The sequence below is a fragment of the Streptomyces sp. NPDC093591 genome (assembly GCF_044764885.1).
In the GTDB taxonomy this organism is placed as follows: domain Bacteria; phylum Actinomycetota; class Actinomycetes; order Streptomycetales; family Streptomycetaceae; genus Streptomyces.
On record NZ_JBIWIY010000001.1, the window covers coordinates 696843 to 718440 of the forward strand.

Annotated in this window: 21 protein-coding genes and 5 pseudogenes; 9 read left to right on the forward strand and 17 right to left on the reverse strand. The window is 67.7% G+C overall.

The features are described from left to right. Nucleotides 1-136 precede the first annotated feature (136 nt). Nucleotides 137-1123: a fibronectin type III domain-containing protein gene (locus ACIREI_RS03000; protein ID WP_403326711.1), complete on the reverse strand. Its 987-nt coding sequence runs from the start codon at nt 1121-1123 to the stop codon at nt 137-139. Nucleotides 1124-1530: 407 nt separating this feature from the next. On the opposite strand from ACIREI_RS03000, the gene ACIREI_RS03005 reads away from it, so the two are divergent. Then, nucleotides 1531-2244 (forward strand): glycoside hydrolase family 75 protein, encoded by a 714-nt coding sequence (locus ACIREI_RS03005; protein WP_403326713.1) that lies wholly within the window; start codon nt 1531-1533, stop codon nt 2242-2244. Between the two features lie 60 nt (nt 2245-2304). Here ACIREI_RS03005 and ACIREI_RS03010 read toward each other — a convergent pair whose 3' ends face one another. Next, on the reverse strand, nt 2305-3066 hold the full coding sequence (locus ACIREI_RS03010; protein WP_403326715.1) for an SDR family NAD(P)-dependent oxidoreductase: 762 nt from the start codon (nt 3064-3066) through the stop codon (nt 2305-2307). A gap of 166 nt (nt 3067-3232) precedes the next feature. Between ACIREI_RS03010 and ACIREI_RS03015 the strand changes: the two genes are divergently transcribed. Next, a complete protein-coding gene (locus ACIREI_RS03015) occupies nt 3233-3883 on the forward strand; it encodes a TetR/AcrR family transcriptional regulator (RefSeq protein WP_403326717.1) in 651 nt (216 codons plus the stop codon). Nucleotides 3884-4000: 117 nt separating this feature from the next. Here ACIREI_RS03015 and ACIREI_RS03020 read toward each other — a convergent pair whose 3' ends face one another. Genes ACIREI_RS03020 through dhaK form a run of 3 tightly spaced genes read right to left on the reverse strand, consistent with a single transcriptional unit; the run spans nt 4001 to nt 6111 of the window. After that, a complete protein-coding gene (locus ACIREI_RS03020) occupies nt 4001-4420 on the reverse strand; it encodes a PTS-dependent dihydroxyacetone kinase phosphotransferase subunit DhaM (protein WP_403326887.1) in 420 nt (139 codons plus the stop codon). A gap of 52 nt (nt 4421-4472) precedes the next feature. Continuing rightward, the gene (gene dhaL, locus ACIREI_RS03025; RefSeq protein WP_403326719.1) at nt 4473-5072 is read right to left on the reverse strand and encodes a dihydroxyacetone kinase subunit DhaL; all 600 of its coding nucleotides are present in this window, start codon (nt 5070-5072) and stop codon (nt 4473-4475) included. Nucleotides 5073-5118: 46 nt separating this feature from the next. Continuing rightward, on the reverse strand, nt 5119-6111 hold the full coding sequence (gene dhaK, locus ACIREI_RS03030; RefSeq protein WP_403326721.1) for a dihydroxyacetone kinase subunit DhaK: 993 nt from the start codon (nt 6109-6111) through the stop codon (nt 5119-5121). Nucleotides 6112-6356: 245 nt separating this feature from the next. Here dhaK and ACIREI_RS03035 point away from each other — a divergent pair, with 245 nt between their 5' ends. Further along, nucleotides 6357-7061 carry a DUF2637 domain-containing protein gene (locus ACIREI_RS03035; protein WP_403326723.1) on the forward strand — a complete coding sequence of 235 codons (705 nt, stop codon included), beginning with the start codon at nt 6357-6359 and terminating at the stop codon, nt 7059-7061. Nucleotides 7062-7622: 561 nt separating this feature from the next. On the opposite strand, the gene ACIREI_RS03040 is transcribed toward ACIREI_RS03035, so the two are convergent. Further along, a complete protein-coding gene (locus ACIREI_RS03040) occupies nt 7623-7892 on the reverse strand; it encodes a substrate-binding domain-containing protein (protein WP_403326889.1) in 270 nt (89 codons plus the stop codon). 110 nt (nt 7893-8002) lie between these two features. Then, nucleotides 8003-9748 (reverse strand): hypothetical protein, encoded by a 1746-nt coding sequence (locus ACIREI_RS03045; RefSeq protein WP_403326724.1) that lies wholly within the window; start codon nt 9746-9748, stop codon nt 8003-8005. Between the two features lie 240 nt (nt 9749-9988). Here ACIREI_RS03045 and ACIREI_RS03050 point away from each other — a divergent pair. Both ACIREI_RS03050 and ACIREI_RS03055 read left to right on the forward strand, forming a co-directional pair. Continuing rightward, a protein-coding gene (locus ACIREI_RS03050; RefSeq protein ID WP_403326891.1) for an IS5 family transposase occupies nt 9989-10785 on the forward strand; the annotation gives its coding sequence in 2 pieces (ribosomal slippage) (nt 9989-10324 and nt 10327-10785; 795 coding nt in all). A gap of 63 nt (nt 10786-10848) precedes the next feature. After that, nucleotides 10849-11448, forward strand: a complete 600-nt coding sequence (locus ACIREI_RS03055; RefSeq protein ID WP_403326726.1) for an SMI1/KNR4 family protein — start codon at nt 10849-10851, stop codon at nt 11446-11448. A gap of 355 nt (nt 11449-11803) precedes the next feature. On the opposite strand, the gene ACIREI_RS03060 is transcribed toward ACIREI_RS03055, so the two are convergent. Then, nucleotides 11804-12505, reverse strand: a complete 702-nt coding sequence (locus ACIREI_RS03060; protein ID WP_403326728.1) for a hypothetical protein — start codon at nt 12503-12505, stop codon at nt 11804-11806. Here ACIREI_RS03060 and ACIREI_RS03065 point away from each other — a divergent pair. Together ACIREI_RS03065 and ACIREI_RS03070 are read left to right on the forward strand one after the other, a co-directional pair. Then, nucleotides 12420-12734, forward strand: a pseudogene (locus tag ACIREI_RS03065) (hypothetical protein); the annotation flags it as partial. The gene ACIREI_RS03060 and the pseudogene ACIREI_RS03065 sit on opposite strands and share 86 nt — an antisense overlap. A gap of 39 nt (nt 12735-12773) precedes the next feature. Then, nucleotides 12774-13556 carry a phosphotransferase enzyme family protein gene (locus tag ACIREI_RS03070; protein ID WP_403326729.1) on the forward strand — a complete coding sequence of 261 codons (783 nt, stop codon included), beginning with the start codon at nt 12774-12776 and terminating at the stop codon, nt 13554-13556. A 142-nt stretch (nt 13557-13698) separates the two neighbouring features. On the opposite strand, the gene ACIREI_RS03075 is transcribed toward ACIREI_RS03070, so the two are convergent. From ACIREI_RS03075 to ACIREI_RS03090, 4 genes and pseudogenes are all read right to left on the reverse strand, one after another. Continuing rightward, nucleotides 13699-14568: an alpha/beta fold hydrolase gene (locus ACIREI_RS03075; RefSeq protein WP_403326731.1), complete on the reverse strand. Its 870-nt coding sequence runs from the start codon at nt 14566-14568 to the stop codon at nt 13699-13701. A gap of 91 nt (nt 14569-14659) precedes the next feature. Continuing rightward, on the reverse strand, nt 14660-15664 hold the full coding sequence (locus ACIREI_RS03080; protein ID WP_403326733.1) for a hypothetical protein: 1005 nt from the start codon (nt 15662-15664) through the stop codon (nt 14660-14662). A 762-nt stretch (nt 15665-16426) separates the two neighbouring features. Then, nucleotides 16427-16885, reverse strand: a complete 459-nt coding sequence (locus tag ACIREI_RS03085) for an XF1762 family protein (protein ID WP_403326734.1) — start codon at nt 16883-16885, stop codon at nt 16427-16429. Further along, nucleotides 16882-17313, reverse strand: a pseudogene (locus ACIREI_RS03090) (TraM recognition domain-containing protein); the annotation flags it as partial. The pseudogene ACIREI_RS03090 and the gene ACIREI_RS03085, both read right to left, overlap by 4 nt. Before the next feature lie 24 nt (nt 17314-17337). On the opposite strand from ACIREI_RS03090, the pseudogene ACIREI_RS03095 reads away from it, so the two are divergent. Then, nucleotides 17338-17436, forward strand: a pseudogene (locus ACIREI_RS03095) (3-oxoadipate enol-lactone hydrolase); the annotation flags it as partial. Nucleotides 17437-18308: 872 nt separating this feature from the next. On the opposite strand, the gene ACIREI_RS03100 reads toward ACIREI_RS03095, so the two are convergent. From ACIREI_RS03100 to ACIREI_RS03110, 3 genes are all read right to left on the reverse strand, one after another. After that, a complete protein-coding gene (locus tag ACIREI_RS03100) occupies nt 18309-18995 on the reverse strand; it encodes a transposase (protein ID WP_403326736.1) in 687 nt (228 codons plus the stop codon). Nucleotides 18996-19316: 321 nt separating this feature from the next. Next, nucleotides 19317-19448, reverse strand: coding sequence for a hypothetical protein (locus tag ACIREI_RS03105; RefSeq protein WP_403326738.1), 132 nt, complete (start codon nt 19446-19448; stop codon nt 19317-19319). A 15-nt stretch (nt 19449-19463) separates the two neighbouring features. Then, nucleotides 19464-19862 (reverse strand): hypothetical protein, encoded by a 399-nt coding sequence (locus ACIREI_RS03110; protein WP_403326740.1) that lies wholly within the window; start codon nt 19860-19862, stop codon nt 19464-19466. A gap of 212 nt (nt 19863-20074) precedes the next feature. Between ACIREI_RS03110 and ACIREI_RS03115 the strand changes: the two are divergent. Next, nucleotides 20075-20580 (forward strand): annotated as a pseudogene (locus tag ACIREI_RS03115) (hypothetical protein); the annotation flags it as partial. An 18-nt stretch (nt 20581-20598) separates the two neighbouring features. Here ACIREI_RS03115 and ACIREI_RS03120 read toward each other — a convergent pair. Together ACIREI_RS03120 and ACIREI_RS03125 are read right to left on the reverse strand one after the other, a co-directional pair. Then, on the reverse strand, nt 20599-20964 hold the full coding sequence (locus tag ACIREI_RS03120; RefSeq protein ID WP_403326909.1) for a hypothetical protein: 366 nt from the start codon (nt 20962-20964) through the stop codon (nt 20599-20601). After that, nucleotides 20951-21367 (reverse strand): annotated as a pseudogene (locus ACIREI_RS03125) (phosphatase); the annotation flags it as partial. The pseudogene ACIREI_RS03125 and the gene ACIREI_RS03120, both read right to left, overlap by 14 nt. Nucleotides 21368-21598 lie beyond the last annotated feature (231 nt).

Genomic DNA, 21598 nt, shown 5'->3' on the forward strand with positions numbered 1-21598 from the left:
CGTCCGTTGCGCCGCCGAGGGTCGGGAACGCCCGTGCTGCCTCAGGGGCAGCCAACGCCCCCCGGCTCCGGCCCGCATGCGGACCTCCGCCGGACAGGTGACGGACTGCTGTATCCGGGGGACGCCGGACCGGACGTCAGTCCCGCACGCCGGTCGTCACCGTCCGCTCCGCCGAGAAGCCGCCCCAGGTGCCGTCCGGTAGCCTGCCCCGGATCCGCACCCGGTGACCGACTCCGGCCTCCCGGCCCAGGTAGAAGCTGTACGTTGCCCGCTCGCGCGGCGCGCTGCCGCCGTACACCAGCGATGTGGCCGTACGGCCGTCGAGCTCGACCTGGTACTCCGTGACCACGCCGTCCGTGCGCGGCGGCACCCAGCTCAGGTCGAGGTGGTACGCCCCGTCCGCCTGATGGGTCGTTGCCCGGAAGGAGGTCGGCGCGGTGCCGCGCCCGTCGTCGGTGCCGGGCGTGGTGAGGCGGACCGCTGCCGTGGCGGGCGAGAGGTTGTCGGCCGCGTCCCGGGCCCGGACGGTGAACGAGTAGCGGGTGCCGGGGCGAAGTCCGGTGACCACGGTCGCGGTCTGGTTTCCGCCCACACTGTGGATCTTTGTGTCGCCCTGATAGATGTCGTACGACACCACGTCCCGGTCGTCCGTCGCCCTCGACCATGACAGTTGAACCGCACGGCTGCCGACCGCCCGGCCCTCGGCCCGCCCCGGACGTCCCGGTGCGGAGTGGTCGGCGTGCGCGGCCGCGGGAGTCGTCGCCCGGACCTCCTTGCTCGGCGGCCCGAGCCGCCCGTCGGTGTCACGGGCCCGCACGGTGAAGGCGTATGCCGTGGACGGCTTGAGCATGGTGACATCCACCATGTGTGCAGAGCCCGGCACTTCCTTGACCTTCATGGGTCCCCGATACACCTCGTAGCCACGGATCTCACCGCCCGCCGATGGTCCGGAGAGCGCGTTCCACATGACATGCACGCTGGTCGCGCTGCCCGCGGCGGCCGTGACACCGGTGGGTGCCGCGGGCAGCCGGCCACCCTCCTCTTCCGCACCGTTCCACGCACAGGACGAGAGCGTGACGAGCACCGCGCAGAACACGGGCACGAGGACGGGAACGCGTCGCACGACTCTGCCTCCCGAGGCCAACTGGCGGTAATGGTCCGGACCAATGGGGCTCCACTATGTCGCCGCTGACGCGATCACCTCAAGAGGGCGGTCGTTGGTGAACCGCCGGGAACGTTACGTATGCTGAAGCCGCTCATGGCTGAACTCGCCACGAGGGGTGGGGAGTTCATGCCCCCGGCGCGGGCCGCTGTCGTCGCTGATCCCGCGCCGGACGCGGGTGTCCGGAGGGCCTGGGGTCCGTATCGCGGACTCAGGCCCCCGGCTCCTGGCGGAAGTTCGGGGGCGATCGTCGTGTCGTCGTGTCGTCGGGATGCGCGCCGTACGGCCCTGCTGGTGGCAGCATGATCGACACAGCATCGGATGGGCTGAATGTCCGTCAGTGTTCCTCGACGGGAGGGTCCCCTATCGTGCGTCTCCACTCGCTGACGCTGGCCGCGGCGGGCGCCGCTCTGCTCGCCCCGACGATGCCGCCGCCGACCCCGCCCTCCACTCAGGAAGGGGCAACGGCGCACCGTGAGGCCGAGGTCAGCGCCGCTGACCTGCTGGCGAAGGTGCGTGAGTGCGCCGCCGTCTCCCGTGGCCGCTACCGCAGCGACAGTGGTGCGCCCGCGACGATCCGGGTCTGCGAGGGACGGGACGCGGTGTTCTGGAAGGCTGATATGGATATCGACTGCGACGGTCGGCGCACGCGCCACTGCAACGGCCGTACCGATCCGTACTTCTCCGCCGCGACCGCCTATCAGCAGTCCGACGGACGTCACTTGAGCGCCGAACGCCTCCCGTACATCGTCGTGCCCGCTCCGAGCCGTATCTGGAACCCACTTGACCACGGCATCCGCGGCGGCTCGGTCGCCGCGGTCGTGTACCAGGGCCGGGTGCGGTACGCGGTCGTCGGCGACGTCGGCCCGAACGACATGATCGGCGAGGCGTCGTACGCCGCCGCCGAGGCCCTCGGCATCTCGCCCGACCCGCACCGCGGCGGCACGGCCTCCGGGGTCACCTACATCGTCTTCACGGACACGTGGGTGACGCCCATCGAGGACCATGCGGCCGCCGTGACGGCCGGGAAGCGGCTGGCCAGGGAGTTCGTGCACGGGAGGGCGTTCGTCCCCGGCAACTGATCCGGATGCGACAACTGCTCGTGAGCGGTGGGTGATTCGTGCGCGGTGAGGGAGGAGGCGTCAGACCGCCGACCAGCCGTCGTCGACCGGCAGGACCACGCCGTTGATGTTGCTCGCCGCGTCCGAGGCGAGGAACACGATGGCGGCGGCCTGCTCCTCGGGCTGGGCCACCCTGCCGAGGTTGACGAAGTGCGGGCCGAGAGCCGCCGGCCCGTGCGCGTCCGGCGCGGCGTCCACTTCGATGCCGGTCCGAGTGCCGCCCGGGGCGATGGCGTTGGCGCGGATTCCCTGCTTGCGGTACATCACCGCAAGGGACTTGGTCAGCCCCACCACGCCGTGCTTGGACGCCGTGTACGCGGCGCCCGCGGCGCTGCCGCGCAGACCGGCCTCGGACGCCGTGTTGACGATGGCACCTCTGCCCGCCCGGAGCATGTGCGGCAGAACCGCCCGGGTGAGCAGGAAGGGCGCGGTGAGGTTGACCCGTATGACCCGCTCCCACTCGGCGTCGGTGACGTCCGCCGGCGCCGACATGCGGTCCATGATCCCGGCGTTGTTCACCAGGACGTCCACGCCGCCGAAGCGCTCGACGGCGGTCTCGACGACCCGGTCGACGACGGCCTGCTCGCTCAGGTCGCCGACGACGGCGACCGCCCCGCCGTCCGCCTGCTCGATCTCCTTGACCACCGTCTCCGCGCCCTCGGCGTTCAGGTCCGCCACCACGACCCGGGCACCCGCCTCGGCGAAGGCCAGGGCAGCCGCGTGCCCGATGCCCGAGCCCGCTCCGGTGACGATGACACTGCGTCCGTTCAGTCCGCCGGTCATGAGGTGCTCCCATCCGTGAGTCCGAGGGGCGGCCCAGCCGGACGCGCCCGAGGGCCCCACCCTACGACTTTATGTCTCTGAGTGACATAAAGTCCTCGGGGAGGAGCCCGGGGGAGAGGTTCGGCGAGAATTCCGGGAGAGCGATCAGCGCCGGCCGGAGGAGAACATGACCGCAGCCCGTGAAGGCACGAGGCGACCTACGGGACGGCCGCCCCTGACCGAGGAGCGCAAGGCCGAGATGCGGCTGGAGATCGCGCGGGCGGCGGTGGACCTGTTCGTCACCCAGGGCGTGGCGGCCACCACGGGCGAGCAGATCGGAGCCGCGGTCGGTGTCTCCGCGCGCACCGTGTGGCGCTACTTCCCCAGCAAGGAGAGCTGCGTAAGGCCGCTGTTCTCGGCCGGTATCGACCTGATCGCCGACTGCCTGCGGTGGTGGCGTCCGGGGCAGCCCCTCGAGGAACTCCTCGACCAGGAACTCGCGGTCGAGGACCGCCTGCTGGCCGGACCCGACCGCGCGACGGTAGGGGCACTGGTACGGCTCACCCGTACCGAACCCGGCCTGCGCGCGATCTGGCTCCAGACGTACGACGAGGCCGAACCGGCGTTCGCCCGCGCCCTCGCCGAGCGCGCCGGCCTGCCCGCCGACGATCTGCGCCCGGCGATCCAGGCGGCGACGCTCAATGCGGCACTGCGCGCCGCGGTCGAGCACTACGCCTGGCACACCGCCGACACCCGCCCCGACCGGGCGACGGCTCAGAGGGAACTGGCGGCGACCTTGCGGGTGGCGCTGGGGGTCGTGGCAGAGGGGGTCGTATAGGGGGGAACTCCTGGCGGAGAGGAACCCGACCGGGACGCGGCCGGGGGCCCGCGGTGCCATGGCTGCCGCAGGCCGCCTCGCTTCAAGTCCGTGCCGTGGCGGATGCCGTAGGCCGCCTCACACCTTCCGGTAGGAGTACGCCTCCGCGGCCGCCGCCTCCACCGCCGCGAGGTCGGCGCCCGTGGCCGCCGTGACGACCGCGGCCACCGTGCCCTCGACGAACGGGGCATCCACCAGGCGTGTGTGGTCCGGGAGTTCGTCGCCCTCCGCGAGCAGTGCCTTGACGGTGAGGACCGCGCTGCCCAGGTCGGTGAGTACCGCGACCCCGGCGCCGCGGTCCACGGAGGCGGCCGCCGCCGCGATCAGCTCGGCGCTGGTGCCGAGGCCGCCGGCCTCGGTGCCGCCCGCCGCGGCGACCGGCACCCGCGTCCCGCCACCCGCGAGCCCCTGCGCCAGCTCGGCGACCGACGCGGCCACCTGCGCGCTGTGCGAGACCAGCACGATGCCGACGAGCCGCCCGCTCTCATCGCCACTCACCGCCTCGCCACTCACGGTCTCGTCACTCACGGTCTCGTCACCCACCGTCTCGTCACTCACCGTTCGCCTCCGCCAGGCCCGCGATCAGCAGCGCCGAGGACGTGGCCCCGGGATCCTGGTGTCCGATGCTGCGCTCCCCGAGATAACTCGCCCGCCCCTTGCGGGCCTGCAGCGGCGTCGTCGCCAGGGCGCCCTCCTCGGCGGCGGCCCGCGCCGCGGCGAAGCCGTCGCCGAGCGCGTCCACGGCCGGCACCAGCGCATCGATCATGGTCTTGTCGCCCGGTGCCGCCCCACCGAGCGTCATCACCGCGTCCACCCCGGCCCGCAGCGCCTCGGCGAACTGATCCTCGCTGACCTCGTCGGCGTCCCCGAGGGCCTTGCCGGTCCGGCGCAGCAGCGTCCCGTAGAGCGGCCCCGACGCCCCGCCCACGGTCGAGATGAGCTGCCGCCCGGCGAGCATCAGGACCGCGCCCGGCGTCTGCGGGGCCTCCTTCTCGACCGCCGCCGTGACGGCGTTGAACCCGCGCTGCAGATTGCTGCCGTGGTCGGCGTCCCCGATGGGCGAGTCGAGAGCGGTGAGCCGTTCCGCCTCACGGTCGACGGAGGCGGCGGTCGCCGTCATCCAACGGCGGAAGAAATCGGCGTCGAGCACTGGATCTCCTTGCGTGACAGGTGTGTTGCGAGCGTCCGGCTCCGGATCACATTCCCCACCGCAGCCCCGGCGTCTTCACCGGCGCGTTCCACAGCCGCAGCAGCTCCTCGTCGACCTGGCACAGCGTGACGGAGGCGCCGGCCATGTCGAGCGAGGTGACATAGTTCCCGACGAGGGTGTGGGCGACGGTGACACCACGCTCGGCGAGCACCCGCTGCACCTCGGCGTTGAAGCCGTACAGCTCCAACAGCGGTGTCCCGCCCATGCCGTTGACCAGGACGAGGACGGGGTTGCGCGGGGTCATGTCCTCCAGGACGGCGCCCACGGCGAAGTCGGCGATCTCACCCGACGTCATCATCGCCCGCCGCTCCCGGCCCGGCTCGCCATGGATGCCGATGCCCAACTCCAGCTCACCGGGCGGCAGATCGAAGGTGGGGCTGCCCTTGGCAGGGGTGGTGCAGGCGCTGAGGGCGACGCCGAAACTGCGGGAGTTCTCGTTGACCTGCCGCCCGATCGCCTCTACCCGCTCCAGCGGCTGGCCCTCGTCCGCCGCGGCGCCCGCGATCTTCTCCACGAACAGCGTCGCGCCGGTGCCGCGCCGCCCGGCCGTGTAGAGGCTGTCGGTGACCGCCACGTCGTCGTTGACCAGGACCTTCGCCACCTGGATGCCCTCGTCCTCGGCGAGTTCCGCGGCCATGTCGAAGTTGAGGACGTCACCCGTGTAGTTCTTCACGATGAACAGCACGCCCGCCCCGCTGTCCACGGCGGCCGCGGCCCGCACCATCTGGTCGGGCACCGGAGAGGTGAACACCTCACCCGGACAGGCCGCCGACAACATCCCCGGACCCACGAATCCACCGTGCAGCGGCTCGTGCCCCGACCCGCCACCGGAGACGAGGGCGACCTTCCCCTCGACGGGTGCGTCCCGCCGTACGATCACCCGTTTCTCCACATCGACGACCAACTCCGGATGGGCGGCCGCCATGCCGCGCAGCGCGTCCGCGACGACGGTCTCCGCGACGTTGATCAGCATCTTCATGGGTACCTCCTGGTGTGGCTAGCAGATGGGCTCCTGGCCCGCGTTTTTGCAGGTCAGGGTGGGGAAGGTCGGTAGTCGATCTTGGCGGTCCGTGGCGGGCGGAAGCGGGTTCCGGCGGTACTGATGCTGACTTAATGCTGACTTTGATGACGGGCAGTCAGGTTTGGGGGACGGTCGGAGGTGGGTTGGCGGGAACGCTCCTGTCGGCAGTATCGACCTTGCGGCAGCGAAGGTCACGCGGGCGGATGGTGCGGGGTGTGCCTGGTGCTCGGGGCGACTGCGGGTTGCACCGAGGGGCCGCCGCGTACGCCTCCTACGTCCATCAGTGGAAGTTCGCCGTGCAGGGCGGGGTCGACTCGGTCAGTGCCTCGCTGTGGCCGTTGTCGGTCGACGGTCTCCTACTCCTGGCCACGGCCGGTCTCCTTGAGCACGCAGAGCCTCGGACCCGCCGAGCGCGGTGGCCTCTTTGGTCGGCCTTCTTGCTGGGAATCGCGGTCTCTCTGGCAGCACAGATCGCGGCGGCACCAGCTCTGGAATGGAAACCGGTCCTCGTCGCCGGGTGGCCGCCCGTCGCCCTGCTGCTCCTGGTCGAACGTCTCGTGCACCGTCCGGGCGATCGAGTCGCGGAGGGCACGGGGTGGGTGACGAGGAGGAACGGCACGGAGGAGCGAGAGTCAGAGCGTGGAGCGGACGATCCCTTGTTGCAGCGAGCCAAGATGCTCGATGCCCGACACTGGGAGCATCATCAGCGGCCTGTCTCAGCCGAAACCTACGTAGGGAACTGCATATCGGTGCCAGGCGATCCCGGGAGTTGCTGCTCTCGTCGGGAGGGAGGGCGGCAGCGGCCAAGGAGCCTGATGGACGCCGTGGCAGTGCGGTGGGCACGCGCCGCGCATTCACGGTGCGCCGTCTGTCCGCGCCGCTCACGGTATCAACGGAATCCAAAATGATCTGCGCTTGGGCGAGCCTCGCCGACTGCCTTTGCCAAGAACCACTGGTTCCTGGCGAAGGCGGTCATGTGCGGCATCGTTGCGGCTCCCGTCTGTCTGCTGTGGTGGCATCGTCCGGAAGCGCGCTGCTGCGCCGCAATACCTCTTCCGTCTCGCGGAAGGGGATCGGTGAAAGGCCTGTTCAGAGCGTGGAATCCTTCGTGGGGCTGAGCCGTGATGGGCTCGGGCCATCACGTGGCGCCGTGCCTACATCGGCGGGCTGTGTGTCCACTTCAGTGCTGTCGACTTATGAAGTTGATCCCTATCGGGGCACTTGTGGTGATTCAGTTTCTGTAATTCGTTGGTACAGCGGCAAAAGTTGCATCACCGCTGATCAGACGTGGTTCTAGCCGTGTATCGGAGCCGTGGGGGTCGACTCCGGTCGAATTCGCTGTGCTTTTGCCGCTATAGCGCATAAGTGCAGGTCAGGGGATTGGTAGACCGCAGCAACGCGACTGTTCGAACGCACCGGGCTAGGGGCAGTCCAGCTCGCTCTCACGCTGAGGACCCTCGTGATGGGTGTCAGGCGGGTTGTTGCGCAGGCGACAAGCTCGTTCGTTGCCGACTTGGATGCCGTTTCATTGGCGCGGGTCCGGTCGAGCCACGGACCTCCAGCGTCGGCGTCACCTGGTACTCGACGGCCTCCCGTTTCGGATCGGCGATGCGGTCGAGCAGGGCGCGGGTGACGCGGCGGCCGACCTCGTGGGCGCCGATGTCGACGCTGGTGAGGGAGAGGTGGCGGATCTTGGAGAGGAAGCTCAGGACACTTCGGTGAGCAGCCCGGTCAGCGATGGCTGATCAAGAACGGCGTTGGCTCAGATGCGGCCCGCGTCCCACTTGGTGTTCTCCGGAGCGGCCCCGATCTGTAACCCGGCGTCGGCACAAGATCGTGTGGTGAGCGTCTAGGAGCGAGTGAGGCGACGGGTGAGGCTAGTGATGACGGTGGTGCCGAGCAGCCAGCCTGAAAGGGAGCTGAGCCAGGCAATCCAGGTAGTGCCGTCGACAGGGGTGAACGCCTTTTCCTGACCAAGGTCGAGGACAGGGAGAATGAGGTCGAGTGCGAAGATCACCGGCTGGAAGGGCGGCCCGTTGGATTGGGCGGGCTGGGGCGGCGCCGCGGCGAAGGCGATGGCAGCGGTAGTGATAAGTGCCAGCAGCCACAAGAGCGCGCGCCCTGGTCTGTAGCCGTATCCAGTAGCGGCGTCTTCGATGTAGCCCCACAGTTGGGCAAGCCTTGGCAAGCTACGCCGTCGTTGTCGATGTCGGGCTAAGAGCACTGTCCGCGCGTCGTCGTCATGGCCGAGTTGACGGTAGTAGGCGGCCAACTGCTCGTAGGGCTGAGGGTGGTAGTCAGCGCCGCGGTGCAACCATGTCAGTCGGTCAGTAGCGGGCATCGTAGGGTGGAGGGCTTGGTAGGAGAGTGCGGTGAGCGCGACCTGCGAGGGCCATGAGTCCGTGGCATCGGTGATGGCAACGATGGTGGCAGCACTCAGATCGAGTGTGGCGGGTGGTGCACTGAGGGACTCCAGATGGAGCGCTCCGAGGACGGCGCGGTGCAGCCCGACGGTCGTTTCCTCAGAGAACGCTGTCTCGATGAGCGAAAAGGTGCCCTTGACCTCGGCACGGGTGAGATCGATGTTGCCTGCGACGCGCGTGGCATTGTCCAGCTTGATGTCTGCTTCTACTCGTGCCCCGGGAGCTCGAAGCGCGTACTGGTGGTAGGGGAGGAGTGTGCTAGCGGTGAGCTCTATCGATTCGCCGACGACGGCAGCGAACAGATTGACACCCCCCTCGACAGTGAGGCCGTAAGCGTAGATACCACCCCCGACGGTGAGTGTGGGTGCGGTGACGGCCCACCCGGTGGTACTGCGTATGTCGGCACGGGCCAGCCAGCATTGGCCGCCGATCGTCGCGCCGAACAGACGGATGCCTCCGCCGTCGGCCAACAGGTCGGTGCAGAGGAGGTCTTGAACGAGCTGGAGGCCGTCGCCACGGAACGCCGGACGTTCCTCCGCCCCGGACAGGCGGGCCTGGGTGACCTCAATGGTGAAGGCCTGGGCACCCCACAGATTGAGTCCGCCCGTAACGTGAGCGGAGTGCGCGTACAAGCCGCCCTCGATGCGGAGCTGCGGCCCGTTCACGGCAAAGCCGGATCCGTCGCCTGTGACGCGGGCGGAAGTGAGCCACAGGTCGCCTCTGATCTGCGCGCCGAACAAGTCCACTCCACCGCTGACCAGCTGGGCGAGCATCAGATCGCCGTCCACGCGCAGTCGGTCGGCGCTCAGCCGAGGCATGTGGCACCCCGTGAAGTCCGCCGCACGCAGCGAGGCATCGGCGAGTTCGACCGGCTGGTCGAAACGACAATTGACAAGGGATAAGGGGATCTCGACCGCGGCGTATTGCAGCTGAAGACGTCCGGTGATGCGCGCACCGACCATCTGCAGCCGCGGCACCGCTCCCGGCTCCGGCGCAGGGGGCTGCAGCAGGAGAGCGGCAATGACCTCGGCCGGGACTTCCTGGGCCATGGAACTCGGGTTTTGCCCTGTGCCTTGGGGTGGAGCAGCGGTGAGATCGAGGAGATCGCCGGTGCGGACTGCTTGCCACAGGCGTTGTGAGATCGGATTCCAATGTGCGGGTGGTGTGGTCACCTTGATGATGATGCCTGCCCTCGGTGGCCAAGTGTGAACGCTGGACGCGGTCTTTGGGGGCGCGGAGCCGGCAGCGCGCGCGCCTGTCTTCTGCGCGTGCCTCGACTCGGCATGCCAGTGACCCGGCATCTCGGCACGCCGCACGTGTTTGAACCGTTCAGGTCCCGGTTGCTGGCATCAGGCGCCTATAAGAAGTCGTCTCAACTGGCTTGAAAACTAGACTGACATGTTGTGATGACCATGGTGGAGCGACTGGTGCCGGACGCGTTGTGGGAGCTATTCCAGCGGGTGGTTCCGGCGGCACCGGTGCGACCGCAAGGTGGAGGGCGACGTCGTTACGGAGACCGACAGGTGTTGGCTGCCATCGTGTTCGTGGCCAAGACTGGGTGCACGTGGCGGCAGCTGCCGCCGAGCTTTGGGCCGTCCGGGTCGACCGCGCACCGCCGTTTCGCCGAGTGGAGCCGAGCTCGCGTGTGGGGCAAGCTGCACCGCTTGGTCTTGGACGAGCTCGGCGCACGGGGCGGACTGGACTGGTCGCGGTGCGCGATCGATTCGGTGAACATGAGGGCCCTCAAAGGGGGGACCTGACGGGTCCGAATCCCGTAGATCGCGGGAAGAAGGGATCAAAGATCCACTTGATCACCGAGCGGACCGGTCTGCCCCTCTCCATCGGCATCTCAGCTGCGAACACCCACGACAGCCAAGGGTTGGAGTCCCTAGTGCGGGGCATCCCGCCCATCCGATCCCGTCGTGGGCCGCGCCGCCGTCGACCGGCCAAGCTGCACGGCGACAAAGGCTACGACTTCGACCGGGTACGCATATGGCTCCGCTCCCGCAACATCACACCGCGTATCGCGCGCCGGGACATCGAGTCCTCACAGCGCCTTGGGCGGCACCGCTGGACCGTGGAGCGCACCATGGCATGGCTGTCCGGGTGCCGCCGCCTGCACCGTCGCTACGAGCGCAAGGCCGACCATTTCCTGGCATTCGCCGGCATCGCCGCGGCTCTGATCTGCTATCGCAGGCTGACAGCCTGATCAGTGTGATCTCCGAGCTGGGATGATCCTGCTGCAGAAGACGACACAGCAGCGAGGAGCGTCATGACCGACTACCTGCCCGCAGTCATGGCGATGCTCGGCCGGGCCCAGAACCGCTACGCGGACCCCTCCGCCTGGGAGCGCCTCCACGCGGAACTCGGCATCCGGCTGCCGACCGACTACCAGACCCTCGTGGACGCGTACGCTCCCATCCAGCTCAACGGCCACCTATACCTCAGTCACCCCGCGACCGAACGCTGGAATCTGGGCGACCAGATACGCGACACGGCCCGTGCCTGGTCCGCAATCTCCTGGGACGACCTTGACCCTGACGAGGACCCTCGCCTGCTGTTCGGACTCACAGAGTTGAGCTTCGGAACGCGCAACGGGCTGTGGCCGATCGCCAGCACCGACCGCGGCGAGACACTGTTCCTCGTAGCTGCGGACGACACAGCCCCTTGGATTCTGGTCGAAGACGGCGAGGGCGGCTGGGCACGGTACGACATGAGCTTCGCCGAATGGCTCTACCGCTACCTCATCGGCGAGGACATGGCCGGCCCCAACACCTCAGCCTTCTATCCCGGCCCGGTACAGCTGTGCCGTCTCCCGATGACCGTCGGCGAACGGCCAGAACCGTGGAGCGGGCCGGACCGCGGCATGTAGCCCTGCCTGCCACGGCAGTCACACACCACGTTGCTTGGAGATCCAAACGAGACGACCTCTAAGTCCTCCCGGAAGCGTGACGCTTGCGCGAACGCTTCCCCGGGACCGGCGGCAGGGAGCAGACTCACCTTCACGGCCTTCGTCTCGATCGGTGCACCTTGGTCGGACATGATCAGACGAAGGCCGCCCCAGCGTCCGGCGAACCCCCAGGTGAGCGGGCAAGTTCGAGGTCCATTTCGACCTCAGACTCCATAGAGGCATTCTCAGATATGGTCGCGTAGGCCGTTGAACTCCTCGTCGTCTTCCTCAACGGCACCCGCACCGCTCTTGCTGCAGGGAACGTCGCAGACCACGGTCATTGGACGCTCTTCGATGCGTAGTCGACGAAGGCCTCGATGGCCTCCTTGGCTTTCCCGTTCAGTTCATCCCGTGCTTCCGCATTCTGGGCATTGTGTGTGTCCCGCGTACGGTCCAGAGCCGCCCGGGCGAGGGTCACCAGGGAGTCGTCGTCGGTGACCAGCTTGACGCGGTAGAACGCTTGGCGCGCGGTCATCCGCAGACGGTGGCCCTCGTGGTACGCCCTCTTGTACTCCTCGCCGTCGGGATCCCGCTCTTTGTGGAAAAAGCGTTCGGCCTGGCCATACCGGAAGTCCTCGACCGCGGCCGCGAAGGCGGTGTATGCGGCGATCCGCTCATCGCGCAACGTCTGTTGCTTCGCCGCGAGTCGCTGAAAGGGATAGGTCGCAACGGCACCCAACAGCGTGCCCACCACTGCCACAACACTCGTCCATATCGGCTCCATGGCCACATCTGAGCACAGGCGCCGCTGTGCGTCGGAGACATCAACCCCTTCTTCAACAAACACTTGCATGCGGACGGTCCGCACAAGATTGGGCTGCTCATACGGACAGCCAGCGGCGTGCCGTGACGCTTCTGCTTCGGTGCGAAGCCGCTGACTCTGGGTCTGACCCGCGCACACCCAGATCCGCCTCCTGCGCGAGGCCGCCGCCGACTTGCGGCGGCCGTGGGAGAAGCCCGCCGAGCCCGGCAGGCTCACGCCGGCCCGGGTCCGCCGGGGGTTTCGGAACCTCCGCCCGCGCCTGCACTGTCCGGCCCGTGCACCGAAACCATCAACTCCCGGTCCTGGAAGACCACTTGGCTCGAATAACCGGCGGCCCGCCACCCGGTACGACGTGGGCAAGACCGCGAAACGACCCGAGAGCATCACCGAACGAAACCGACTCTTGTTCTTTAACCTCCGTCCCTACTCTGACGCTCCCCCTTAATGGGGTGATCATGACGAGCTGATCCGACACACTGGTTCGATGCGGCACGATGATGAACAGCCTTTGTCCGGTGGCAACGTCAGTGATGGTGTCGTTCGCGTCGGGGACACCGTTCGCCGTCCGGCCGGACCATGGACTCCCGCTGTGCATGCACTGCTTGCCCACCTGCACGAGGTGGGATTCGGCGCGGCGCCTCGTCCGCTCGGCATTGACGATCAGGGGCGTGAGGTCCTGACCTTCATGCCGGGAGATGTGGTCTGGCCCGACCGGTTCTCGCTGATGGAACCTGCTCGACAACTGGCTCGCGTTGCACGGCTGATCCGGGACTTCCACGACGCCGTGCAGGACTTCACGCCGCCCCCCGATGCGCGGTGGCAGACGCTGATCCCTGCTGAGGGCAGTGACATCATTGCCCATAACGACCTGGCCCCCTGGAACCTCGTGGTGGCAGACGAGGCGCGGTGGGCCTTCATCGACTGGGACGGTGCAGGTCCCGGCTCGCGCCTGTGGGATGTCGCATACGCCATTCACGGGTTCATCCCGCTGTCCGCGCATCCGGACTGGCAGAGCCCGGACGCGGCGGACCGACTGCGAGTCTTCGCCGACGCCTACGGTCTGGCTGAGTCCGAACGCCGTCGGTTGGTCCCTCTACTGGGGCGCCGTACGCGTTCCATGCACGACTTCCTGCGCGACCAGGCAGCCCAAGGAGCCCAGCCCTGGGCAAGGCTGTGGGCTGAAGGCCACGGCGACGCCTGGCGAAACGACGCCGAATACATCGAGCAACGCGAAGACCAGTGGATGCAGGCCCTGCTCGCTGGCTGATGCATCAGTGCCCGTGCCTGGCTCCTGGCATCGAACGACATCTCGAACTGGATCACTCGGCCTAGTTCGAGGAACATTTCGACACGGACCTCCCGCGCTGCCGGCATCCGGGATGATGCCGACCGGCGAACCGGGCGAAGCCCTATGTGCCCACCGCGCCTTGCACGAATCTCCGAAGGTGCGCACGCACGGCGTCGGGCTGCTCCAACCATGGCTCATGCCCAGCGTCCTCGAACCGCGTCAGCGGAAGATCGAGCCGGAACGCGAGTGATTCGAGGGCCGACAGAGGGCGGGGATCGTCGACCCCACCGAGGAGTTCCGCTCGCGCGGGTAGGTGCGCGCGCAGGTCGACAAGGTGCTCATCAAGCGGGTCCGCGCGTCCTTCCTTGCCGAGTTCGCTGTTCATAGCCCAGTTGACGGGGCGCCGCTGCCGGGCACCCCGCGCGGCCCAGCGCCACCCACGTTCGGGATCGGCATGGTCAGTGAACCAGGCCAGCGTGGGCAACTCGACTTCCTGCTCCTCGGTGCGGCGCGGTGTCTCCTCCAATTCGCGGAGCCGCTCCTGCTGCGCTGCGGACATGCGACGTTCGCGCTCCGCCCGGTCCCCGGTGCGCCAATCACCGACGAACGGCCCGCACATCAGCAGCATCGCGGCAACCCGGTCAGAGTGCGCCAGGCAGAACCGGCTCGCCAGGTCGGTGCCGTAGGAGTGTCCAATCAGTACGGCCTTGGGCACGTCCCATGCGTCGAGCAGCTGGGCGAGGTCGTCAACATGCCGGGCGCGGGAATGGCGGCCCCACCACGGGGATTGGCCGGTGCCACGCTGGTCGTACCGGTACACGGGTGCGAGGTCCGCGATCATGGGGGCGACATCGCCCAGGTAATCCGGCAGTCCCGGACCGCCATGGAGCATGACCACGGGCGGCTGCCGAGTCGTGTCCCCCAGCGCCATCCAACGTAACTGCGCCCCGTCCGTCATTGACGCGAGTCCCTGCGTCTCTCTCAAGGTCATCGCCGAGAACCTACCGATGTCACTGAGGCTCCGCCAAAGGTTAAAGAACAAGCTGACAGCTCGTTGCTTCGAGGCATCGCTCTGGAAAGCGTCATTCGGACTCCTGCGGACGGCGGCGTGCGGGGATGCCGAGGTGAACAGCTGGTCGCTGGGCTCGGCGTTGGGTCTCGTCGCGCTTCGCGCGGAGGAAGGTGAGGGGGAGGTCGATGCCCTCGATCTCACCGATCCAGCCTTCGGCCTCGGCCTGCGTCCTGCGTTGCAGGAGGTCGGCTTCGAGCTCGGAGAGCCGGGCGAGCATCTTGGGATTGACGTGGAGCATTGGGCAGCGGATGCAGGCGTGTTCGTGCTGGCAGGGGGTGCCGTAGGGCCGGCCGCAAGAGCCGAGCTCGACCTTGCGGCGGTCGAAGTGCTCCTCGAACTCGGCCCACTCGTTCGAGGTGGTGTCCCGGTATTCGTCGGTGGGACGGATCTGGCGCCGGTGTTCCAGGTGCTCCTGGTAGTGGCGGATGACGTCTTCGTCGAACACCGCGACGTAGCCGCGAGTGGTTTGGACATTCAGGTGCCCGAGCAGAGCCGCGCCGATGTGGATCGGCAGGCCGCTGTTCACGAGTTCGCCGCGTAGCGAACGGATGAGGCTGGCGCCGCCCTGGGCGACCATTTCCAGGGCCGTGTACTGCGCGGAGGTCAGCTGTGGGAGCGGAGGCAGGTGCTCCGGGTGCTCCTTGAGGTCGCGGAGGATGCCGGAGGCGGTGTACAGGCAGCACGTCGCGCACAGGTCGAGATCGTGGGCGGCGTCGGCCAGGGCCTCAGCCAGCCGAGGCGCGGCCTCGGCGTGCCGGGCCTTGCGCACCGCATCCTCGTCGAGAGGCGGCCCGTCGGCGAACACGGCGCCTTCCAACGGGTTGTCGGCCACCGCACTGGCCAGGTCTGTGGCTGCCACAGAAGCCGTGGCGACGGCGGAGCTGAGCGTTTCCAGGGATGAGCGGCTGCCGGGCACGAGGGTGTACTGGCTGCCGTCGAGCGTAGCCAGCTGTTGCAGAGTGCGGCCGATCAGTTCGTGAATCTGGACGATCTTCGGGGCGAGCTGCGCAAGCATGTCGCTGCCCGGCTCGGCCTTCAGCTCGGTGACGCTGGTGCGCAGGGTGCCGAAGTCGGCCCCGAGGTGGCGAAGGTGGTCGACCTGCGCGAGGAGGTCGATCTGGCGGATGGCGATGGTGGTTCTCCGGTGGGTCAGGGGTCAGCGGGTGCGGTGCCGCGCCGGCCCAGTGGCTGGGCTGGCGGGGACAGCCTTCGAGGCGGGCCGAGGTGCGGTGGGAATCGCGTCGGGGGTGGGGGATGCGCAGATCGACGCTGACGCCGAGTCCTTGGGCGTGGGCATGGATCTCGGCACGCACGACCACACCCGGTACGCCGTTCTCGTCCGGCCGCTCGGGCGGCTGGTACGAGGGGCCGTCGGCGGGGGGTGAAGCCGTGCTGCGCCAGAAGCGCGCGGACCTTGAGTGTGGTGGCGCTCGCGGTGATGGTGTCCGAGCAGTTGGAGCAGGGGGCTGGGTGAAGGCGCCGATGCGCTTCATGAGCGTCTGTCGACTTAACTGCGCTTCCTGGTACGGCTCTTGGTGGGCGATCGTCCCCCACCGGCCGAGGGATGGATGGGGTCGAAGCCGCAGGACACGCTGCCGTCGGGGTTGTCGAGGGTGATGTGCCCGGTGGCGGCGTCGTGCTGCGGGGACCAGCCGAAAAGGTGGATCAGTGGGCCGATCGCGTCGGCGAGCCGGCACCGACGCCTGCCATGTACCGCGGGGAGACCATGACCTGGCCGGCGGGTTCGTACGGGTGCAGGGCTGCTCCAGGGCGTGGTTCAGGGGGCTTGCCAGAGAAATCGGGCCGTGCGGTCGTTGCCGTGGCCGGCTCGGGGGCGGGAGGGGGTGTGCCATCCGGTCCGGGGCGGACGGCGGGCTATCAGACGCCATCCTGCACCGCGCAGAGACGCGCCGCTCTCACCCCCCTGCGTGTAAGTGATCAAGCGCCGGTATCCGAGGGCTTTGGCCGCGCGCCAAGATGCCGCGTACAACAAGGAGTTCGCGTTGCGCGCACCGTCGCTGGCGGTCCGGGTGACTTCCAGGGTGGCCCCGTCATCAAGGTGGCGGGCCACCGGCCGGCCGACGACGGCCACGGCGCGCAGGGTGTCGTCCTCGTCGGCTGCTCCGACGGCGAAGATCTGTCCTACCGGGGGCGGGTGGTGGCGATGCCAGAGGCGCACGAACTCCTTCGCTTCCCGTGAGCGGACTGGCACCAGGTGCAGCCGGACCCTGCTCATGCCGCCTTCCCGAAGTCGGACTGAGTTGGTGCGTGCTTCGCGACGGCGCGGGCGGTGATGCCCTTGGAGGCCCGGTCGGAGGCGGCAGCCAATTCGTCGGCGCCGGGTTCGAGGTACCACGGCCGCAGGTCGAGCATGGCCGCGCGCAGGCCGGTGGCGAAGCACAGGGCGGTGCCCTTGGGCAGGGCGCGAATGGCATCGGCGGGCAGGATCCGCTCCTGCCGCATGCTGACGGACGTGGACTTGCCGGACTCGGACGTCGAGGTGGACGTGGTCTCGACATCGTGATCACCGATCAGGCGGGACAGCTTGTCCGCGAAGTCGGGATCGTCGATGCCCGATCCGATGATCTTGACGGTCGATGCGGACCACATGGCGTCCATGCCCGCATCTCCCCAGACTTTCTGGCCCTGGCGGTACGACTGCAGGTGACAGATGAGAGGGTCAGGCGGGTGAGTGAGACACCGATTAACACCCTCCAATACCGCTTTGACGGGCCAGAAGACGCTCCTGTCCTGATCTTGGGTCCCTCACTGGGTACAACATGGCACAGGTTGTAGAGACCGTCCATTGGCGTCCAGCCACTCCAGCGGGGGCGTGAAGTTGCAGGTCAGGGCCTGCTGGTCCGGGAGAGTCCGCTCGGTTCGTGACAGCTGTGTGAGAGCGCGTGATACGACGTAGCCTCACCCGTGAGAGCGCGCGTGAGCGACGAAGCCCCGCCGGTTTGCTCCGGCGGGGCTTCGTCGTGCGGCGGTTTACGACTGTGTGTCACGTCCGGCGTGGGCACCGCTGCACTCGGGCTCGCCGCTTTCGAGCACACGGAGCAAGGACGCGGTGACGACACGAGTCGTACGGCCGACGCGTAGCACGCGGCACGGGAACTCCCCGCGACGCACTAGGTCGTAGCCCTTCGATCGGGAAAACCCAAATGCCCTGGAAGCATCTTGGACACTCCCCGTTCCGCCCCAGGTGGCACCACCATCGAGTGGTACGACTTCTTCCTCAACGACTCAGTCGCGCCTGCAGGCACCGACAGCGCCACAAGCCCGTTCCGGCATCGTGATGCCCCATCGGGAACACGCGAAGGGCCGACCCAGGCCTCCCAGACGAACCTGACGGTGCATCAAGAAAGTCAGCATGAGGTCAGCATTAGTCCGATCAAAGGTGATCGAACCTGCTGAGACTTGGGAATGAGGAGAGTCCCCTGAAAGACTCCCTGACCTGCGGGGTCATGCCGGGATTGCCGCGATGCACCGCCTTGACGGCACGAAGAACTGCTTCCATTGGGAAGAACAGGCTCACGAGAGCCATCGCGAGTCACAGCCTCAGCTGTGGCTGCCACCGAGTGAGCACCCCGCCGGGATCGGGACGACCGAACTCTGACCTCGGACGGACAGCGACAGACTCACACCCGCGTGGGTCGCTACTGAAGCAAGATCATCTTTCGGAGCAGCTCGAATCCGGCCCGTCGGTAGAGCTGCCTCTTGATCTTTTTCACGCGTGTCACGGCGCCCTCGGTGCCGCCAGAGCTCCAGTGCAAGGTCAGTCCGGCGATCACGGCTTCGAGGTCGGAGGTGAGCCCACGCGCGAAGCCGGTGATCCCCGGCAGCTGTGCGGCGCGGGCGGTGTTGATCCAGTCCGGCAGGTCAGCGCCGGTGCGCTGGGTGAGCATCTCGGCGAAGTCCCGCACGAGTTCATGGGTTTGCTCCAGCTCGGGGCAGGCGTCAAGCACCGCCTTGAGCTGCCGGTTCTGGCCCTCGGCGAGCGTGGCGGGGTGCCGGGTGATCCAGCCGACGACGGCCCGGACCGAGGGCGCCGCAGCGGCCGGGGCCGGTGCGTCGGGCCACTGCAGGCGGCTGCGCGCCCAGTCCCGCAGGCTGCTGTAGGGCACCGGATGACCGCGGTGGGCGAGTTCCTCCCGTAACTCGATGATGGTGATCGCGCCGTCGGTCTCGTCGATGCGCTGCTGCAGGTAGGGCTGGTGCCCGTCGAGTCGGCTGGTGCGGGAACTGCGTCCGGTGACCATGTCCTGCCATCGGGCGGCGCGCGCATACCGCTGGACGGTGTGTCGCCCCCAGCCCAAGTGACGGGCGATGGCACGCAGTCCCATCCCCTCGCTCAATAGGCCGTGGACCAGGGCGTGATGGGCGCGCATGCGCTCGGCCCGCCGACGGGCAAAGCGAGTGAGGACGGCTCGACGGCAAAGACCCCGTCGGCGTGCTCGCCGGCGGCCGCCGGGCCCGGCTGAGGTGCGATGGAACGCAGGCAGTAGCGGTGCGCCGCGACACACTTCTCGACGGCCTGGCCGAGGTTGCACGAATGTGTGAGGGGCTATACGCAGCGCCTTGCTGTCTCACTGCTCGGATGGTGCATGTCGGATTCTTAGGGAAGGTGCGCCCTCCGCGTTCCTTCCGAGGCCGATCCACAGGTCTCACACGCTCGACATGTCCCCGCCGCCGAGGGTGCCATTGCGTGCCTTGATGGCAGCGAGCCGGGCAGACCACTCGCGTTCAGCGATGACGAGGGCGTCCTCCAGCGCTTCGACGAGCACCGTCCTGCTCACCGACACCACCGTCGGCTAACGCCTGGCCTCCGTGCCCCAGGCAACACCGCCTCCATCGCGTACCCGACAGGCGAGGTGCACCCGGTCCCCATCGGGGAACGCGAACGCCAGCACCTCATCGGTGCACTCGCCCCAATCCAGAAACTGGTACTTCCAGAGCTCCAACCCGGCCTCGGATGCCGCTCCCGTACCGGCGTCGTCGAACATACAGTCCTCAGCGAGGTGAAACGCCTCGAGCGGCGAGACGAAGCCCGCCGGCGGCGCAGTCGGCGGGCGAAAGCGGCTGAGCTCGTCTTTGAGCTTCTTGGCAAGTAGTGGCGGGAGGAACGCGTTGTCCCACGTGTTTACATGAAGCCCGCCGACGAAGACGTCGACGCACAGCAGCTCGGGGTCGTGTTCGACGTGGAACTCCAAACCGAATCCGGTCCGCGACCCGAACAACATGGCGGGTTCACCAACACTGGCGTTACGCCCATCACGACTCAACTCTACTGATCCACTTTCGATACGAGCACCCCCGCTCGCGGCGGGTAATGACGGGGTCTGATCCGGTAGATCTTCTTGCGTGACGGGAGTGTAACTGACGGACGCCGAATGGGAGTTCATCAGGCCGTATCTGCCGAATCGAGGAGGAGAAGGCCAGACCAAAAGGGGCAGCCTCGAAGAACAAAGCGGGCAGGACGTCACGCAGATCCCGAGCGGGAGGAGTGACGACGTATCCGGCGTGGGCGAAGAGTCCGCCTGAACGTCGCTGTCCTCCAACGCTCCAGCGGCGGGCAGAGCAGCACGTTCCATCTGGCCACCCCTGCCAGTGTCGCCCGCTGGTTTCCGGTCCGCGGCCCTGTCGGCCGCCGCCGCACCCGGCCGGACACGGTCGCAGGGGACAACGATCCCGGAGAAGCAGGACCAGGCCTCCAACCGGAAGAAGAAGGGCTCCGGGGGTGGTCGACCCGTCAGCCACGACGCCGACCTCTGCAACGAGAGGAACACCGTCGAGCGCCTGATCAACAAGCTCAAGGCCTGGCGAGATACTGCCACCTGATACGACAGGACACGGGACAGCTACCTCGCCGGCCTCCATCTACGAGCCTCGATGATCTGGATCGAAGAACTCACCCGGACCTCACCTTGATCACCATCCAATATCACCCTAGTCCCACACGAGTGACAGGAGATGGTGCTGCTCTGGAATGGCAGGTATCTCTAGGAACCAGTCAGATGGGTAGACCAGTCCTTCGATGATGCCGTCGCTCTGCAAGAAGTCGGTGTCCAGGCGCCGTTCAATCTCGTCCGCTGCGGCGCTCGTGCAGACAGCAACCGCTTCGGCTGAAATACCGGCAACATCGGTGTTGATCGTCTCCTCGTGCAACTGGACTCGTATCCAAGCTACATCGGCTGCCTCTTGGAGGGTGGACAAGCGCTGATGGATCGTCTGGAGCGGAGGGCGCCCGTACCCCCACTGGTTGGGCGCGATTGATTCCTGCTGTTCGTTGTCGGCGAAGAACTGCGGCGGCATCCACGAGGACGCCCGGAACCGGTAGCCCGGTCCGGGCAAACCGCCCGCGCACCCGGTGCTCGTAGTTCGAAGTCACCAGCGCCCAGCAACCCGGGGGCAGGCCGGGCAGCAACTCGGATGCACCGTCGAAAGCGGCATAGACACCGGACCGGACGTCCTCGTCCTCCAGTTCATGCAACGTGGCCAGGCACTCCCGCGGGTCTTGCTCCGGGGCTACCGCCGCGAAGGTCTCCATAGGCCGTGTTCGCAGCGCCACTTGGTAGACCGCGGCAGGGTCGAGTCTGCAGCGCGCCGCCCATGTCTCCCAGACTTGGCGCTGGTTGGCCACCGCGTCGATCAACGTCCCGTCGACATCAAAGAGGACATACTTCGCGGAACTCGGCTGGGTAAGTTCGCTGGTCACGCCGAGATCATGCCATCAGCCCATCAAGCTGGCCGTTGCGGGACAGCTCTTACGAGCTCGTGCACGGTAGGCGGTGAGGCGTCGAGAATCGCGGCGGGGCTCGGCATTCACATCTGTCGTGCCAGGTTCAGGTCCGCTGTCTGCTAGTGGGACAGCAAGCCGGCGATGGCTTGGATGGTGTCGCTCATGTACTCGCGGCGGCATCTGGTCGAGTAGCTAATTCGCCTGTCG

Coding starts and splice junctions, on each gene's coding strand:
- ACIREI_RS03075 (WP_403326731.1), bottom strand. CDS start 14,568: ATGACCTTGAGAGAGACGCAGGGACTCGCGTCAATGACGGACGGGGCG.
- ACIREI_RS03120 (WP_403326909.1), bottom strand. CDS start 20,964: ATGCCGCCGCAGTTCTTCGCCGACAACGAACAGCAGGAATCAATCGCG.
- ACIREI_RS03080 (WP_403326733.1), bottom strand. CDS start 15,664: ATGCTTGCGCAGCTCGCCCCGAAGATCGTCCAGATTCACGAACTGATC.
- ACIREI_RS03100 (WP_403326736.1), bottom strand. CDS start 18,995: ATGGGACTGCGTGCCATCGCCCGTCACTTGGGCTGGGGGCGACACACC.
- ACIREI_RS03010 (WP_403326715.1), bottom strand. CDS start 3,066: ATGACCGGCGGACTGAACGGACGCAGTGTCATCGTCACCGGAGCGGGC.
- ACIREI_RS03070 (WP_403326729.1), top strand. CDS start 12,774: ATGCGGCACGATGATGAACAGCCTTTGTCCGGTGGCAACGTCAGTGAT.
- dhaK (WP_403326721.1), bottom strand. CDS start 6,111: ATGAAGATGCTGATCAACGTCGCGGAGACCGTCGTCGCGGACGCGCTG.
- ACIREI_RS03035 (WP_403326723.1), top strand. CDS start 6,357: ATGGTGCGGGGTGTGCCTGGTGCTCGGGGCGACTGCGGGTTGCACCGA.
- ACIREI_RS03015 (WP_403326717.1), top strand. CDS start 3,233: ATGACCGCAGCCCGTGAAGGCACGAGGCGACCTACGGGACGGCCGCCC.
- ACIREI_RS03055 (WP_403326726.1), top strand. CDS start 10,849: ATGACCGACTACCTGCCCGCAGTCATGGCGATGCTCGGCCGGGCCCAG.
- ACIREI_RS03085 (WP_403326734.1), bottom strand. CDS start 16,885: ATGAGCAGGGTCCGGCTGCACCTGGTGCCAGTCCGCTCACGGGAAGCG.